Here is a 13,728-nt window from a genome sequence, read left to right on the forward strand (position 1 = left end):
GGCCTTGGCGGCCTCGGCTGACCAAATATAAGCATTTTGGCTTTGGAATTTTAACGGGCGCGTGTGATGGAAATCGTGCAAACACCTATTTTTACGGCATGATTGACCGCGACTATCTCCGTTATCTCGAAGGTTACCTGACCGACAGCCGGAAAGCGAAATTCCTGCAAGTCCTGTCGCAACGTACCAACCATTTTACCGTGGCGATGGAAGATGTGTTCCAGTTGCATAACACCAGCGCCGTCATGCGTTCGTGCGAGGTTTTTGGCGTTCAACGGCTGCATGTCGTGGAAGAGCGTTATGGGAAAAGCATCGATAAGGAAATCGCGATGGGCGCGCAGAAATGGGTGGACGTCTTCCGATACGAAAACATGAACGATTGTTTGGAATCGATAAAATTACAAGGCTACCAGATTATCGCCACGACGCCGCACCAAGACGATTGCCTGCTTGATGATTTCGATATTTCCAAGCCATCGGCATTCTTTTTCGGGACCGAGAAAATGGGATTGTCCGAAGAAGTGCTCGCGCAGGCCGACGGTTTTCTGAAAATCCCGATGGTCGGGTTTACCGAAAGCCTGAATATTTCGGTATCGGCGGCCATCGTCCTGCAACACGTGACGGAAAAACTTCGCAAATCAGGCGTGGATTGGCAACTGACAGCCGATGAAATCCTCGAGAAACGCCTCGATTGGGCACGCAAATCCATCAAGGACATCGACCGGATCGAAGCGCGTTATTACGGCGGGCTTATTCCTTGAAAAATTCAATGCCGTTTTCACCGACGAAACCTTCGCCGGAATCGGTCGTGACCTTAAACAATCCGAACGACCAACTGCTTTTCACCGGAATCTGTATCCTTTCCGTAATCGAATTGTATTTGGGCCGGATGTACGGATAAGACGTGTTGCGCACATAAAAACCTTTTTTGCCGTTTTGCTGCAGGATGAACCCGCCGAGGTTTTTGTCAGGGACGATGTTGTCGAACGCAATCGGGACGACGATGGCATTGTCTGATTTGACCATGCCCAATTTGCCGTTCAGCCGCACGCCGAAAATCTTTACATCTCTTTCGATTGACGCGAGGCTGATGCTTTCGTATTGCGGCGCGATGGTTTCCTTGTCGGCCAAGCCATCGTAGACGCCGGACAGGCCGTTCTTTTTGACATAGTAGATGGCGTAATGCGGGTCGGCTTTGACCGCATCGTATTGTGAGCCGATACGTTCGGGAATGCTGGCGTCGGCAATTTTTTCTTCATCGGCCAGGCGTTTCTCGTAGATGATTTGATCGAAGTCGTCCGAATCCGGCACTTTGACGTCGGTGAATTTCTTTTCAACGTCGCGGATTTTGGCCAGCCAGACGATTTTGGTTTTGGTGCTTTCTTCCCAGATGATGTCGATCTCGGCAAATTCCGTCGGGACAATTACTTTTCCGGTATTGTTGACCAAGCCCACCAAGCCGTTGTCGTTATAAACGATGAAACTTTCATTCGGCTCCGGCCTGATGCTGCGGTAAACAGGCTTGAAGATTTCCTTGCCTTTGTAGTTGACGCCGATTTTTCCGTCTTTGTGCAGGTATACGTAGTCTTCCCAATAACTGTCGATGGCAATCGAATCATATTGCGCCGAAGCGGTTTCGGACACGAGCACTTGATGGTTTTGGTTGACGGCAATCCATCCAGTTTCGCCTTTGAGGACAAAATTGGCCTTGCCGCCATCGTAATAATAAGCCTTGACCAATTGCCGGTAAACCGGCTGCACTTTGATGTTTCCGAGCGTGTCCGAAAATCCCCAACGGTCCTTGACGCGGTACGGCACCAAGATGTTGATGGTTTTCTTTGGCTTCGGGAGGTGTTTTTTTACGGGTGCCGTTTTCGATACCGTTTTTTTGCTCTTGGTTTTTTGCGCATGAGAAGTGTTGAAGGTGAAGAGCAACGCCAAAAGCAGCAAGACGTATTTCATTTATTTCTGTTTTTTCAGGACTTTGTATTCCTCATAACATTCAGAAATCGCATCGAGGATTTGCAAGTCATTCGCCGTTTGCGCAAATGCCTCGGAGTAATTGCAGCGTCCCAGGATTTCCGGGATGTCTTTCTTGTCGATGCCCAACAATGCGGCGATAGTTTCCCGGTCATACCGCGATTCGAGCATGCCGCGCATTTTTTCGTCCCGCTTGAGTTCCTTGAGCCGTTTGAGTTCGCGGGGTTTCTTCCCGAACAGGTTGTAGAGCGCATCGGCCGGGTTAAAGATGGAACCCAGTACTTTCCCGAACGCGCCCGGTTGGTATTGTCCGGCTTCGTAGCCCTGGTCGTGCAATCCGGCAATGGCGTAGCGGTGGCTTTCTCGCATCGGGATCAGCCTGGAATCTACTTCGAGATAACCCGTTAAGATGTAAGGTTGGATAATGACTTCCTCGAGCGCGATGGCTTTTTCGGTCATGAGAATTTTGTTGGCTTTGTTCTTCACCCAGTCATTGCTCACGCGCACTTTCATGCTGGCATAGCCCAAAAGCGAGACATAGAGCGTGTCGTTGGCTTCGGCCTCGATCTCGAAAACACCGCGTTCATTGGTGGAAGCGCCCCGGACTTTGTTGAGGTTGACGATGTTGACATTCTGGATGGGCAGCAAGGTCTGGTCGTTGATGACCGTACCCGAAATCTTGCCGTTGTCCTGCGCAAAAGTGACGGCCGAACAACACAAAAAAAAGAAGACTGCTAAATACCTCATGCCTGTTTTTGATGCGCTAAAAGTAAGCAAACAGGACGCAATATTGAGCAGCCTTTTTATAATTATCAGAAAATTAACAGATGTTATCCTTTGCGCGGCCGTCTTGCCCTTGGCGCATCAGAGAAACTCTCCGAACGGCGTGGGGCGCGGTCTGTCGCATTGCGGTCGGCACCACGTCTTGGCGCTTTATCTGTAAATTCTTTTTTCCACGGTTTGTCGCCGCCGAACGATTTCTTTTCTTTCTTGAAACCGCCGCCACCGAAATCGCTTCGGGTATCGCGTTCGCCACGACGGGCAAATTTCTTCTTCTCGAAACCGCCGCCGCCAAAGCTTTTTCCGCCACCGCCACGACTGTTGCCGCCGTCCTTGGAGATTTCCACGTTGATGCGGCGTCCGTCCATGGTGATGTTGTTCAGTGTTTCCATGACGCGCTCCGAATGTTCGGCGCCGGTGTTGAAGAATGAAAATCCTTCTTTCACATCAACCTTAAAGACGTCTTCCTTGCCCAGTTCGAGCGTGTCGCGCAGGAAATCCTTAAGCGACATCCAGTTGAATTCGTCGCGCGAGCCGATGTTCACGAAATAGCGCACTTCATTGCTCGAACCAAAAGACTTTCTTTCGCTTTCGGTACCGCGTGCCTGTGCAGACAAATCCTTGGTTTTCTTGTAATAATTCAGGAATCGGTTGAATTCCACCGACACCATTTTCTTGATGAGTTCTTCCTTGTCGAGTTCTTCCAACACGCCCATGATGGCCGGCAGGTAATTGTCGATTTCGTGATCCACTTCGGTGTCCTTGATCTTGTTGGCCAAATGCAGCAACTGGATCTCGCAGATTTCCATCCCCGACGGAATCGTTTTCTCCTCAAACTTCTGCTTGATGATTTTTTCGATCGCGTGGATTTTCCTAAGTTCACTCTTGGTAATGATGACGATCGATGTGCCCAGTTTTCCGGCGCGTCCGGTACGCCCGGAACGGTGGTTGTAGGTTTCGATCTCGTCCGGCAACTGGTAGTTTACCACGTGTGTGATGTTGTCCACGTCGATGCCACGAGCGGCCACGTCGGTAGCCACGAGCATCTGGATCTGGCGCCCGCGGAACGATTTCATGACGCCGTCGCGTTGCGCCTGAGACAAGTCGCCATGCAAAGCGGCTGCGTTGTAACCGTCTTCAATGAGTTTCTCCGCAATCTGCTGGGTGTCGCGCTTGGTGCGGCAGAACACCACCGAGAAAATATCCGGATTCGCATCGGCCAGACGCTTGAGCGCTTCGTAACGGTCGCGCGCCTGCACCATGTAAAATTCGTGCGAGACGGTCGCTGAACCTGAATTCCTTGTGCCGACGGTGATTTCAGCAGGATGGCGCATGAATTCTTTTGCGATGCGCGCTACTTCAGCCGGCATCGTCGCAGAGAACAGCCATGTATTCTTGGTGTCAGGTGTTTCTGAAAGGATTGCGACCATGTCTTCGTAGAAGCCCATGTTGAGCATTTCGTCGGCTTCGTCGAGTACGCAAAAATCAATCTGCGAAATGTTGACGAGCTTGCGGTTGATCATGTCCTGCATACGCCCCGGCGTAGCCACGATGATCTGCGCGCCGCGTTTGATCTGGCGCGCTTGGTCTGTAATCGACGCGCCGCCGTAAACCGCGACCACGTCCAGACCTTTTACGTATTTCGAATAGAGCTTCAGTTCATTGGTGATTTGGAGGCAAAGCTCGCGTGTGGGAGCCAAAATCAACGCCTGCGTGTTGCGGTTTTCTGCGTCGATTTTCTGGATAAGCGGAAACCCGAATGCAGCGGTCTTGCCGGTGCCGGTTTGCGCGAGGGCCACGATATCAATGTCTGCTTCAAGCAACATCGGTATCGCCTTTTCCTGTACTTCTGACGGATTCTCAAATCCGAGGTCTTTAACCGCCAGCAGTAGCAGTTCATTTAGACCCAATTGTTCAAATTTATTCATTATGTGTTTTAAAATTACGCCTCAGGCCCTATGGCCTTTGGCGGTGCAAAAGTAGTCTTTATAAATGGATAAGTAGGGAAGTTTTTGTTTTTATTTTGTATTGAAAACCAATAAGTTAGAATGGTGAATGGTAAATGGTGAATGGGCAATTAAAAAAAAGCGTCGAGTAAAATGGTGAATCACAGTTTAGAGACTTAGTATTTTAACACGAATTCCACCAATTTCATGAATTCAAGCACATTTGAAAATTCGTGCAATTCGTGCAATTCGTGTTTATTTTTTTGTCAGGAAATCAATGAGTTGGCGGACGGCTTTTCCGCGGTGGCTGTGGGCGGCTTTCTCTTCCATGGTCAATTCGGCGAAAGTCTTCTGGAAACCGTCGGCCCTGAAAATCGGATCGTAACCAAAGCCTTGATTTCCGTGGCGTTCGCGGGTAATTTCGCCCCGGACGATTCCCGTGAATAAGTGTTGTTGTCCGCGTAGGTTGAGCGCGATGACGGTTTTGAATTGTGCGCTGCGGTTGGTGGCGGCTTCGAGCTTGTCGAGAAGCTTTGCCATGTTGTCATCGGCATTTTTCTGTTGGCCGGCGTAACGTGCAGAATATACGCCGGGTTCGCCATGTAATGCATCGACTTCCAAACCCGTATCGTCGGCGAAACAATCGAAGCCGAATTTTTGGGTGACATAGTCGGCCTTAAGGATGGCGTTGCCTTCAATGGTCTCGGCCGTTTCCGGGATGTCGTCGTGGCATCCGATGTCGTCCAGACCCAGCAAAGTAATCGAGTTGGGCAACATCGCCCTAATTTCGGCGATTTTGTGTGTGTTGTGCGAAGCGAATACGAGTGTCATCTTACTGGAAAAAAGTGGCAAGTTATATCACGACGGGGTTTCCTGCAAGCGTAGTTTGTGAAATGGACGGTCTGTAATTTTTGGCGTGGCGTTTTTTCGGACTTGTAGGAAGACATTTTTTTGTATGTTTACCAAACCCAAAATAAAACAGATGAGAAAAAAGTTACCCAAATTATACTTGCTTCCGCTGTGCGCGCTATTTTTCTCCAATTTTCTCCATTCGCAACTCATTCTTTCCGAAAATTCCGGGCCGGAGCATTTGTCGCTTTTTCCGCACGCCAGGATTGCCAATGCAGGAAATGACCCTATTGATGTCCGGCAACTGATCACCGGCCAACGCCGTCTTGATTTCCGACCGGTGACCGGCGAAAATATGGATCTCGGGTTCAATACAGACAATTTCTGGGTGACATTTTCAATCCGGAATGCCGCCAGCAAACCTTTGGAATACTATCTGGAAACGGCACGTCCCATCACCGATACCGTTGAGTTGTATATCGTCAGGCCAGACAAGAGTTATGTGACGATGCGCACCGGCGATCACATGAAAACTTCCGATCGGGCCTATCCGCATCGCAAAAGCATCTTTAAATTATTGTTGCCCGCCGATACAGAAATGCAGTATTACATTCGGCTGCGAAGCGACGGGGAAGTCATCAACTTGCCACTTGAGTTGCGGACGTATGAAGACTTGATGTGGCTCACGTCTTTGGAACAATTCACCTTCGGGATCTTCTACGGGATTTTGTTCCTGGCGGCACTCGTCTATCTTTTTTTCTTTTTCGGACTCAAGGAACGGACGTTTATCTATTATTCAATGTATGTCGTGTTCATCGGGCTTTTGCAGTTTTCGCTCGACGGTTATTTTTATCAATACATCACACCAAACGGCAACTGGCTATCTTGTCACGCCGTGTTGCTTTTCGCGCTCGTTGCGGCGTATTTCCTGGGCCGCTACAGCCAAGTCTTTTTAAAGTTGAAAACGTTTGACCCGATGATGAACCGCTTGTTCAACGGTTTGTATGTGGTTATCGTGTTATGGACGGTAATTTTTGTAGGCATGCCTTCGGCGTTGGCCGTAAGTTATCCTGTGGTCAATATTTTGGGGATGTTTGTCCTGACGTTGATCATTGCATCGGTGGTGCGGCTCTACAAAAACAGGCATCCGGTCGATATGTTCTTTACCGCAGGTATTTTCTTTCTGGTCGCCGGATTCGTCATCTTCATCCTGAATAATTTCGGGCAGATTCCAACGAGCTTTATCTCCCAGAACAGTTCCAAATTCGGCACCGGGCTGGAAGTCATCTTCCTGTCGCTTTCCATGGCGAACCTGATCCGGCGCGTCAAAAATGAGCGCGAGGAATTCAACCGTTTAGCGCTGGCCAGGGCAGAGGAAATGAACGAGATGAAAACGTATTTCCTCTCGAATATCAGCCATGAGTTGCGCACGCCTTTGAACGCCATCCTGACGCTATCTTCGGAATTGTCCAAAAACGCCGACGACGACAAAGTCCGGCATGACGCGCAGGTCATCAAGTATTCCGCGCACGGATTGCTGAGCTCGGTGAATGACATCCTGGATTTCTCTAAAATCGAAAAAGACCAGCTGCAGTTCGAGGAAGTACAGTTTGACCCGGTCCGCGTGCTGGAACACATCAAGAACAACGCGACCATCAGGGCCAATGACGCCGACTTGGTTTTCGAATACCAGAAGAGCGGGATTTTTCCGGAGTTGTTGCTGGGCGATGTCACGCGACTGGGGCAAATTGTCAACAACATCCTGAGCAATGCCATTAAATTCACCGCAGAAGGCAAAGTAACATTTACCCTAGAAGGCCAACCGTTGCCTGATAACCGCTGCCGGTTGACCATTACCGTTACCGATACCGGCGTGGGTATCGCCAAAGAGAAAATGCACAACATCTTTGAGTCTTTCACCCAGGACAACATCAACAACAAAAGAAAGTTCGGCGGTCTTGGTCTTGGGCTGTATATCGTGAAGAACTTGGTCGACCGGCAGCATGGGAAAATCACCCTTGACAGCAAACTGGGTGAAGGAACCATATGCCGCGTCGTGCTCGATTATGCCGTCGTCGCCGTTGAGAAGGTAACCGAAACACCCGCCGCAACCTCCGAATTTGACTTGGGCGGCAGACACCTGCTCGTGGTGGAAGACAACGCCATCAACCAGATGGTCATCAAAATGATCCTGAAAAAATGGCAAAATGCCACCGCCGAATACGCCGTCAATGGGCGGGAAGCGCTCGATAAATTGCAGTCGGCACAGTTCGACCTGATCTTGATGGACTTGCAGATGCCGGTCATGGACGGCTATGAAGCCACCGAAGCCATCCGCAAGGGCGAGGCCGGAGATCAATATCGCAACATCCCGATCATCGCCGTCACCGCCGATGTCATGGAAACCAGTAAGGCTACCGCGCGTGAAATCGGGATGAATGATTACCTCACCAAGCCGCTCAAGAACGAAACATTGTACGAAGCCGTCAAGAAATGGTTATAAAAAAAGGCCGCCCGAAGACAGCCTTTTCTATACTATTTCAAGAAAAATTATTTCACGATCAGTTTCTGCACCGCGCCGTTCTGGTTTTTCACGAAATACACGCCGCTGGCGAAATCGCTCGTATCCATAGTCGAAACGTTGGTGCCTTTGAAGATTACTTTGCCGGCAACATTATAGACTTCCACGTCAAAAGCTTCGTTGAAGCTCACCACTTCTTTGTTCGAAGGGTTAGGCGATACCGTGAACGCGTTGCGCGCCGGGTTGATTTCATCCAAGCCCATGGTGGTTGCACTCGACACTTTCACTTGATCAAAACGCAAGGTTCCGCCCGGTGCCGCATAGGTATTGGTGGAACGGCTCGCCAGATAGTCACCCGTCACCGGGTCAAACGCACTCACGATGCGGAATGCCACATTCGGGTTGTTGTTCAGTGCGGTAACGTTTGAAAAGTCAAAAGACCTGCCGTTGTACCAAGTGTCGCCCGTGCCCGTTGCGGCCGGTGTAAAGGTGAAGGTCTCGGCGTCAACCCATACAGGCGCGCCTACCGCGGCATTGGTTGTGTATTGCAACACAATCGTGTTGGCCGCGCCGTTGCTGTGGCGGTTTTCAAAAGAGAACGTGATGCCCATTTGGCCTACCGTGCTCACATTGAATTGCACACCTGCGGTTTTGCTGCCCACGCCCGGTGCCGGATAACCCGTAGTGTTCCAGCCAAAGTTCGGCGGCGATGTCGTTTCGGTTTCGGTTGTTCCAGTAGAACTGTTGCCGCTCGCGAAAGTAGCCGTTGTGCCGCCTACCAATGATGCGGTTCCAGCGCCTTCAGACGGCGTTGGCGCGTTCACGCCGCCGGCGATAGCATCCGCAGCGGTACCGTTGAAATTCCACTTGGCGATGGTGGCCTGCGCAAAAGATGCGGTAGAGAACAACAAGGCCGCTGCCAGTGTATAAAATAAATTGTAATTTGTCTTCATGTAGATTTGTGTTAAAATTTCGCCGCTAAATTATTGATTTAATTCTGATTGTCGTGCAATCCATCGACGAAACGCCTTAATTTAACGTTGGCTTAATCTTTCGGTGTATTTGGTCGGACTTTTTGGGCGAACGGCCGGGCTGTACGCGCTCGCTTTTTTAAACCCCAAAGGTTTGCGAAACCTTTGGGGTTTAAAAAGAGCTCAAACAACGCTTCCATCCCTGTCGCGCAACCGTTTATGTGCGTGGCACGCCACATTTCGCACCCAAAATAAAATTCCAAGATTCAAGAACAACTTGCCACGGGAATGATTACTTTTGCACGCGATAAAACAATGATCATGGTTAAAGATTTATTCGAAAGAATCCAGAACAATAAAGGACCGCTGGGCAAATGGGCTTCGCAGGCAGAAGGCTATTACGTTTTCCCGAAACTCGAGGGCGAACTCGGGCCGCGCATGCAGTTCCACGGCCGCGAAATCCTGAACTGGAGCATCAATGATTACCTCGGGCTGGCCAATCATCCCGAAGTGCGCCAGGCCGATGCCGACGCCGCACAGCAATATGGGGCAGCTTATCCGATGGGTGCCCGCATGATGAGCGGCCACACGAACATCCACGAACAACTCGAAAAAGAACTCGCCGAATTCGTCATGAAAGAATCGGCTTACCTGCTCAACTTCGGTTACCAAGGCATGGTGTCCATCATCGATGCACTGGTCACCAAGAATGACATTATCGTCTACGACGTAGATTCGCACGCTTGCATCATCGATGGCGTCCGGCTGCACATGGGCAAGCGTTTCACCTATAAGCACAACGACATCGAGAGCATGGAGAAAAACCTCCAGCGCGCTACCAAAATGGCCCAGGAAACCGGCGGCGGCATCTTGTTCATCACCGAAGGCGTTTTTGGGATGCGCGGCCAGCAGGGCAAGCTCAAGGAGATCGTCGCACTCAAGGACAAATACAATTTCCGTTTGCTCGTGGACGATGCGCACGGCTTCGGCACGCTGGGTAAAACCGGCGCAGGGGCAGGCGAGGAGCAAGGCGTACAGGACGGCATCGATGTGTATTTTTCCACCTTCGCCAAGTCTATGGCTAACATTGGCGCTTTCGTGGCCGCCGACAAAGACATCATCGATTACTTGAAATACAACCTGCGTTCACAGATGTTCGCGAAGGCGTTGCCGATGATCCAAACCGTGGGCTCGCTCAAACGCCTGCGCATGATCAGGACGATGCCCGAACTTAAGCATAAACTCTGGGAAAACGTAAATGCGTTGCAGAACGGCCTCAAGTCGCGCGGGTTCAACATCGGCGATACCAACACATGTGTCACGCCGGTTTACCTGAACGGTTCCATTCCGGAAGCCATGATGCTCGTGAATGATTTGCGCGAGAACTATCATATTTTCCTGTCGATCGTAGTGTATCCGGTGATCCCGAAAGGCATCATCCTGTTGCGCATGATCCCGACGGCGTCGCATACGTTGCAGGACATCGAGGAAACGCTGGACGCTTTTGAAGCCGTTCGCGAGAAGCTCACCAACGGCACGTACCTGCGCATCGCCTCAGAGAACACCGTAGACATGAGCGAAGAGCGATAAGATCCATCTTCTCCAATATTGCAAGCGCTTCCCAACCGAAGCGCTTTCTTTTTTGCATTTTCCGTAAATTTTGTCACGGGTAAGCGAATATTCCTTAATTTTATGCCTCACTTAACCCAAACCTGAATTTATGAGAAGCCCACTCTTTGCCACCTGCCTGCTTGCAGTGGCTTTTGCCTGTAGTAAAAAGGAAGAAAACAAGAAACCCATTGAAACTGCCGCGCCCGAAGCCACCGCCATGGTCAACGGGAAATCCTGTTACCTCTACGCCAAAGGCCGCGATACGATTACGATGTCCTTGGCCATGAATGCCAATAACGCCAACGGAGAATTGATATACAGACTCGACGGAAAAGACAAGAACGAAGGCACGTTTTCCGGGACGTTTATCGGGGATACGCTGTTTGCTGATTATTCTTTTTCGTCTGAAGGCACGACCTCAGTCCGGGAATCCATTTTCCTGCGTACCGGCGAAGTCTTGACCGAAGGTTACGGCGAAATGGAAGAGAAAAGCGGCAAGATGGTTTTCAAGAACCCGCGCAAGGTGCAGTTCGACGCCAAAAGCATCGTGCTGGCCAAGACCGACTGCAAAGAATAGCCTTGATTTGATCCACAAAAAAAAAGCCGTTGAAAAATCAGCGGCTTTTTTTTATAGGGTTTTGGTGTAGGTGCGGCGGCGCTTATGGATGACCGGGTTGAAATTCTTCCACAAATTATGGATGGCGTGGTTTTCTTCCAATTCCGGCGTGCGGATGCAGGTTTCCACGCGGTTTTTCGCGAATGTCTTGTAGTATTCCCCGAAGATAATGGCCGTGACGCCTTTGTTCTGGTATTCGGGTAAAATCCCGATGAGGTAAAAAATCACTTCCTTGTTCTTGCGTTTGGCCTTCAACAGATCGATCCAGCCGAAAGGAAACAGTTTTCCGCCGGCTTTCTTCAACGCCCGCGACAGCGATGGCATCACAATCGTGAAGGCAATCATTTTTCCGTTGGCATCGTCAATGAACTTGATGTAATCCGGGTTGATGAGGTTGATGTATTTTTTCTTGAAGAAATCTTTCTGCTTTTCCGTAATCGGGACAAACGACGCAAGGTTGGCATAAGTGGCGTTGAACAGGTCGAACATTTCATCCACGCGCGGCATGATGTCCTTGGTACTGGTGAAATTCACCGGGGTAAGGTTGTAACGTCTTTTGACGAGTTCTTCGGCCTTGAGGAATACCGACGGATCGATGCCCACGAAAGAAAAGTAACTTTCGATAAACTCTTTTTCCTTCACGTAATCCAACTGTTCCAGATGCGTCACGTAGTACGGATGGTTGTACCAGGTAATCATCGTCCCGATCTGGTCAAAACCCTCGGTCAGCAAACCTACTTTGTCCAGATTAGAGAAACCCATCGGGCCTTCTACGTGATCCAGCCCGTGTGAGCGTCCGAATTCATAGACTTTTTCCAGCAATGCTTTCGTGACTTCAATATCGTCGATTACATCAAACCAGCCAAAACGGACTTTCTTTTTCTGGAGCGTGCGCACTTCGTCCCAATTGACGATGGCCGAAATCCGACCCGCAGGCTTTCCGTCTTTATAGGCCAGGTAGAATTTGGCTTCGGCACTTTCGAATACCGGATTCTTAGTCTTGTCAAAAGCTTCGGCTTCCTCCGAAATTAGTGGCGGAATCCAATATGGATTGTCTTTGTAGAGCAAGAACGGAAATTTCACGTATTCCATGATTTCCGACTTGGTAACGGCTTCCTTGATGGTAATCATATCATTTGGTGTCTTCGGTGCCTTCAATCGCGTCTTTGCGCTTCTTCTTTTCTTTCTCTTTTTTCTTGTCTTCCTTGCTCTTTTTCTCGTCTTTGTCTTTCGGCGCCCGGATCAACACTTCCTCATAATTCTCGTCGAAACGCCACGAAACGCCGATGCCCGCCGTGAAAATGCCCGGTGTATCTTTGATGTTTTTCCCGAAGGCGGCATCCACCTGAAGGTTTTCCTTGAGCAAATAGGCCGCACCGATGCGGAAAATCCCATCAGAATAGTAATCGCCTTTGAAGCCTTGGTTTTCCACAAAGCCAGACCAGCGTTCGTTGAAGCCGCGTGTCAGGGTAACGACGTAACCGTAGCTTTGGTAGTCGCTGGCCAAATCGTCCGCGAAAATATTCATCACAAATACATAACGCCCAAATTCATTTTGGGTGAGCACCATGAGTTTCGGGGTGATTTTTTCGTTGCGGTCGCGGAACGGGTTGTCGAAAAGATTCAAGTTCAATCCGCCATAAACGGCCACCGACGGTACGAAATCATGCCAGCTGAATTTGTGGTTGGCTTTCCAACTGTAGAGATTGGGCTTGGCCTCATAATTTTTATCGGGGTCGAAAACCAGGTATTTCCCGCCGAGGATAATCTGGTTGAAACCATTGCGGCGCTCATCCAACCGGGGCGATTCATACTTGTCGAACCGATACTGCAAATTCAGGATGAGTTCGAGCTGCTCGAAAAATGCGCCGTAACGCAGGTCGGTGTCCAAGGCGAATCCCGAAGCCTGGTAATTGAGTACGTTGTGGTCTTCGTTGACGTAAGTCAATCCTGCCTCGGCCTGGATCACGGTTTTCCCGATGGAGAACGGCGACATTGATTCGCCGGGACGGTTTGAGTTGATCACATCGGTAAACTGGGCCTGGAGCAAGGAAGTAGCCATCAGCAACACAAATACGATGGCTTGCCTGAAGTAACACATAGCGTCTTTTTTTGGTATCCCCAAAAATACTATTTATTATTTATTTAAGACTGTTAATTCCAAAGCTAACGTTTCAATTCGTAATTTTGGCGAAACATCCAGAAAAGTATGAACGTCCTTAAGACCATCTTATACATTCTCCTTTTTTACTACGCGTTTAAGTTTATCATGCGGTTGCTCCTGCCGGTACTGGTTCAGAAAACCGTAGAGAAGATGGGAGAAACCATCCGCAACCAGCAGCAATATCAAGCGCCACAAGAACCATCCGCGCCACAGCCTTCGGGCAAATATCCTCGCGAAACCAAGAAAGTAGGCGAGTACGTCGACTTCGAAGAAATAGAGTAAAAGTCGCC

12 protein-coding genes are annotated in these 13,728 nt (G+C 49.8%); 5 read left to right on the plus strand and 7 right to left on the minus strand.

What is annotated here, in order from left to right; genetic code table 11:
• The first annotated feature begins 98 nt into the window (after window positions 1-98).
• Window positions 99-761, plus strand: a complete 663-nt coding sequence (locus tag ACM9J1_RS00100; protein ID WP_415579763.1) for a TrmH family RNA methyltransferase — start codon at window positions 99-101, stop codon at window positions 759-761.
• On the opposite strand, the gene ACM9J1_RS00105 is transcribed toward ACM9J1_RS00100, so the two are convergent.
• The 4 genes from ACM9J1_RS00105 to ACM9J1_RS00120 all read right to left on the minus strand — a co-directional run bounded on the left by ACM9J1_RS00105 (window position 751) and on the right by ACM9J1_RS00120 (window position 5,537).
• Complete coding sequence (locus ACM9J1_RS00105) at window positions 751-1,962, minus strand: WG repeat-containing protein (protein ID WP_415579765.1); 1,212 nt, start codon at window positions 1,960-1,962, stop codon at window positions 751-753. The two genes, ACM9J1_RS00100 and ACM9J1_RS00105, sit on opposite strands and share 11 nt — an antisense overlap.
• Entirely contained in the window at window positions 1,963-2,727 is a 765-nt protein-coding gene (locus ACM9J1_RS00110) for a carboxypeptidase-like regulatory domain-containing protein (protein WP_415579767.1), read from the minus strand.
• Window positions 2,728-2,810: 83 nt separating this feature from the next.
• On the minus strand, window positions 2,811-4,688 hold the full coding sequence (locus ACM9J1_RS00115) for a DEAD/DEAH box helicase (protein ID WP_415579770.1): 1,878 nt from the start codon (window positions 4,686-4,688) through the stop codon (window positions 2,811-2,813).
• 273 nt (window positions 4,689-4,961) lie between these two features.
• On the minus strand, window positions 4,962-5,537 hold the full coding sequence (locus ACM9J1_RS00120; RefSeq protein WP_415579772.1) for a non-canonical purine NTP diphosphatase: 576 nt from the start codon (window positions 5,535-5,537) through the stop codon (window positions 4,962-4,964).
• 151 nt (window positions 5,538-5,688) lie between these two features.
• Between ACM9J1_RS00120 and ACM9J1_RS00125 the strand changes: the two genes are divergently transcribed.
• Entirely contained in the window at window positions 5,689-8,058 is a 2,370-nt protein-coding gene (locus ACM9J1_RS00125; RefSeq protein ID WP_415579774.1) for a hybrid sensor histidine kinase/response regulator, read from the plus strand.
• Window positions 8,059-8,105: 47 nt separating this feature from the next.
• Here ACM9J1_RS00125 and ACM9J1_RS00130 read toward each other — a convergent pair whose 3' ends face one another.
• Window positions 8,106-9,029: a T9SS type A sorting domain-containing protein gene (locus ACM9J1_RS00130; RefSeq protein WP_415579776.1), complete on the minus strand. Its 924-nt coding sequence runs from the start codon at window positions 9,027-9,029 to the stop codon at window positions 8,106-8,108.
• Between the two features lie 339 nt (window positions 9,030-9,368).
• Between ACM9J1_RS00130 and ACM9J1_RS00135 the strand changes: the two genes are divergently transcribed.
• Together ACM9J1_RS00135 and ACM9J1_RS00140 are read left to right on the plus strand one after the other, a co-directional pair.
• Window positions 9,369-10,637, plus strand: a complete 1,269-nt coding sequence (locus tag ACM9J1_RS00135) for an aminotransferase class I/II-fold pyridoxal phosphate-dependent enzyme (protein WP_415579778.1) — start codon at window positions 9,369-9,371, stop codon at window positions 10,635-10,637.
• A 130-nt stretch (window positions 10,638-10,767) separates the two neighbouring features.
• The gene (locus ACM9J1_RS00140) at window positions 10,768-11,235 is read left to right on the plus strand and encodes a hypothetical protein (protein WP_415579779.1); all 468 of its coding nucleotides are present in this window, start codon (window positions 10,768-10,770) and stop codon (window positions 11,233-11,235) included.
• Between the two features lie 51 nt (window positions 11,236-11,286).
• On the opposite strand, the gene ACM9J1_RS00145 is transcribed toward ACM9J1_RS00140, so the two are convergent.
• Together ACM9J1_RS00145 and ACM9J1_RS00150 are read right to left on the minus strand one after the other, a co-directional pair.
• Entirely contained in the window at window positions 11,287-12,405 is a 1,119-nt protein-coding gene (locus ACM9J1_RS00145; RefSeq protein ID WP_415579780.1) for a GTP cyclohydrolase, read from the minus strand.
• A 1-nt stretch (window position 12,406) separates the two neighbouring features.
• A complete protein-coding gene (locus ACM9J1_RS00150; RefSeq protein WP_415579782.1) occupies window positions 12,407-13,375 on the minus strand; it encodes a transporter in 969 nt (322 codons plus the stop codon).
• Window positions 13,376-13,483: 108 nt separating this feature from the next.
• Here ACM9J1_RS00150 and ACM9J1_RS00155 point away from each other — a divergent pair, with 108 nt between their 5' ends.
• Window positions 13,484-13,720 (plus strand): DUF4834 domain-containing protein, encoded by a 237-nt coding sequence (locus ACM9J1_RS00155; protein WP_415579783.1) that lies wholly within the window; start codon window positions 13,484-13,486, stop codon window positions 13,718-13,720.
• The last annotated feature ends 8 nt before the right edge of the window (window positions 13,721-13,728 follow it).

This window comes from Flavobacterium longum (assembly GCF_965137575.1).
GTDB classification, from domain to species: Bacteria; Bacteroidota; Bacteroidia; order Flavobacteriales; family Flavobacteriaceae; genus Flavobacterium; species Flavobacterium longum.

Excerpts from the sequence above, each read along its gene's own strand:
- ACM9J1_RS00150 (WP_415579782.1), bottom strand. The coding sequence starts at position 13,375 with ATGTGTTACTTCAGGCAAGCCATCGTATTTGTGTTGCTGATGGCTACT.
- ACM9J1_RS00140 (WP_415579779.1), top strand. The coding sequence starts at position 10,768 with ATGAGAAGCCCACTCTTTGCCACCTGCCTGCTTGCAGTGGCTTTTGCC.
- ACM9J1_RS00110 (WP_415579767.1), bottom strand. The coding sequence starts at position 2,727 with ATGAGGTATTTAGCAGTCTTCTTTTTTTTGTGTTGTTCGGCCGTCACT.
- ACM9J1_RS00125 (WP_415579774.1), top strand. The coding sequence starts at position 5,689 with ATGAGAAAAAAGTTACCCAAATTATACTTGCTTCCGCTGTGCGCGCTA.
- ACM9J1_RS00130 (WP_415579776.1), bottom strand. The coding sequence starts at position 9,029 with ATGAAGACAAATTACAATTTATTTTATACACTGGCAGCGGCCTTGTTG.
- ACM9J1_RS00100 (WP_415579763.1), top strand. The coding sequence starts at position 99 with ATGATTGACCGCGACTATCTCCGTTATCTCGAAGGTTACCTGACCGAC.
- ACM9J1_RS00105 (WP_415579765.1), bottom strand. The coding sequence starts at position 1,962 with ATGAAATACGTCTTGCTGCTTTTGGCGTTGCTCTTCACCTTCAACACT.
- ACM9J1_RS00155 (WP_415579783.1), top strand. The coding sequence starts at position 13,484 with ATGAACGTCCTTAAGACCATCTTATACATTCTCCTTTTTTACTACGCG.
- ACM9J1_RS00120 (WP_415579772.1), bottom strand. The coding sequence starts at position 5,537 with ATGACACTCGTATTCGCTTCGCACAACACACACAAAATCGCCGAAATT.
- ACM9J1_RS00135 (WP_415579778.1), top strand. The coding sequence starts at position 9,369 with ATGGTTAAAGATTTATTCGAAAGAATCCAGAACAATAAAGGACCGCTG.
- ACM9J1_RS00115 (WP_415579770.1), bottom strand. The coding sequence starts at position 4,688 with ATGAATAAATTTGAACAATTGGGTCTAAATGAACTGCTACTGCTGGCG.
- ACM9J1_RS00145 (WP_415579780.1), bottom strand. The coding sequence starts at position 12,405 with ATGATTACCATCAAGGAAGCCGTTACCAAGTCGGAAATCATGGAATAC.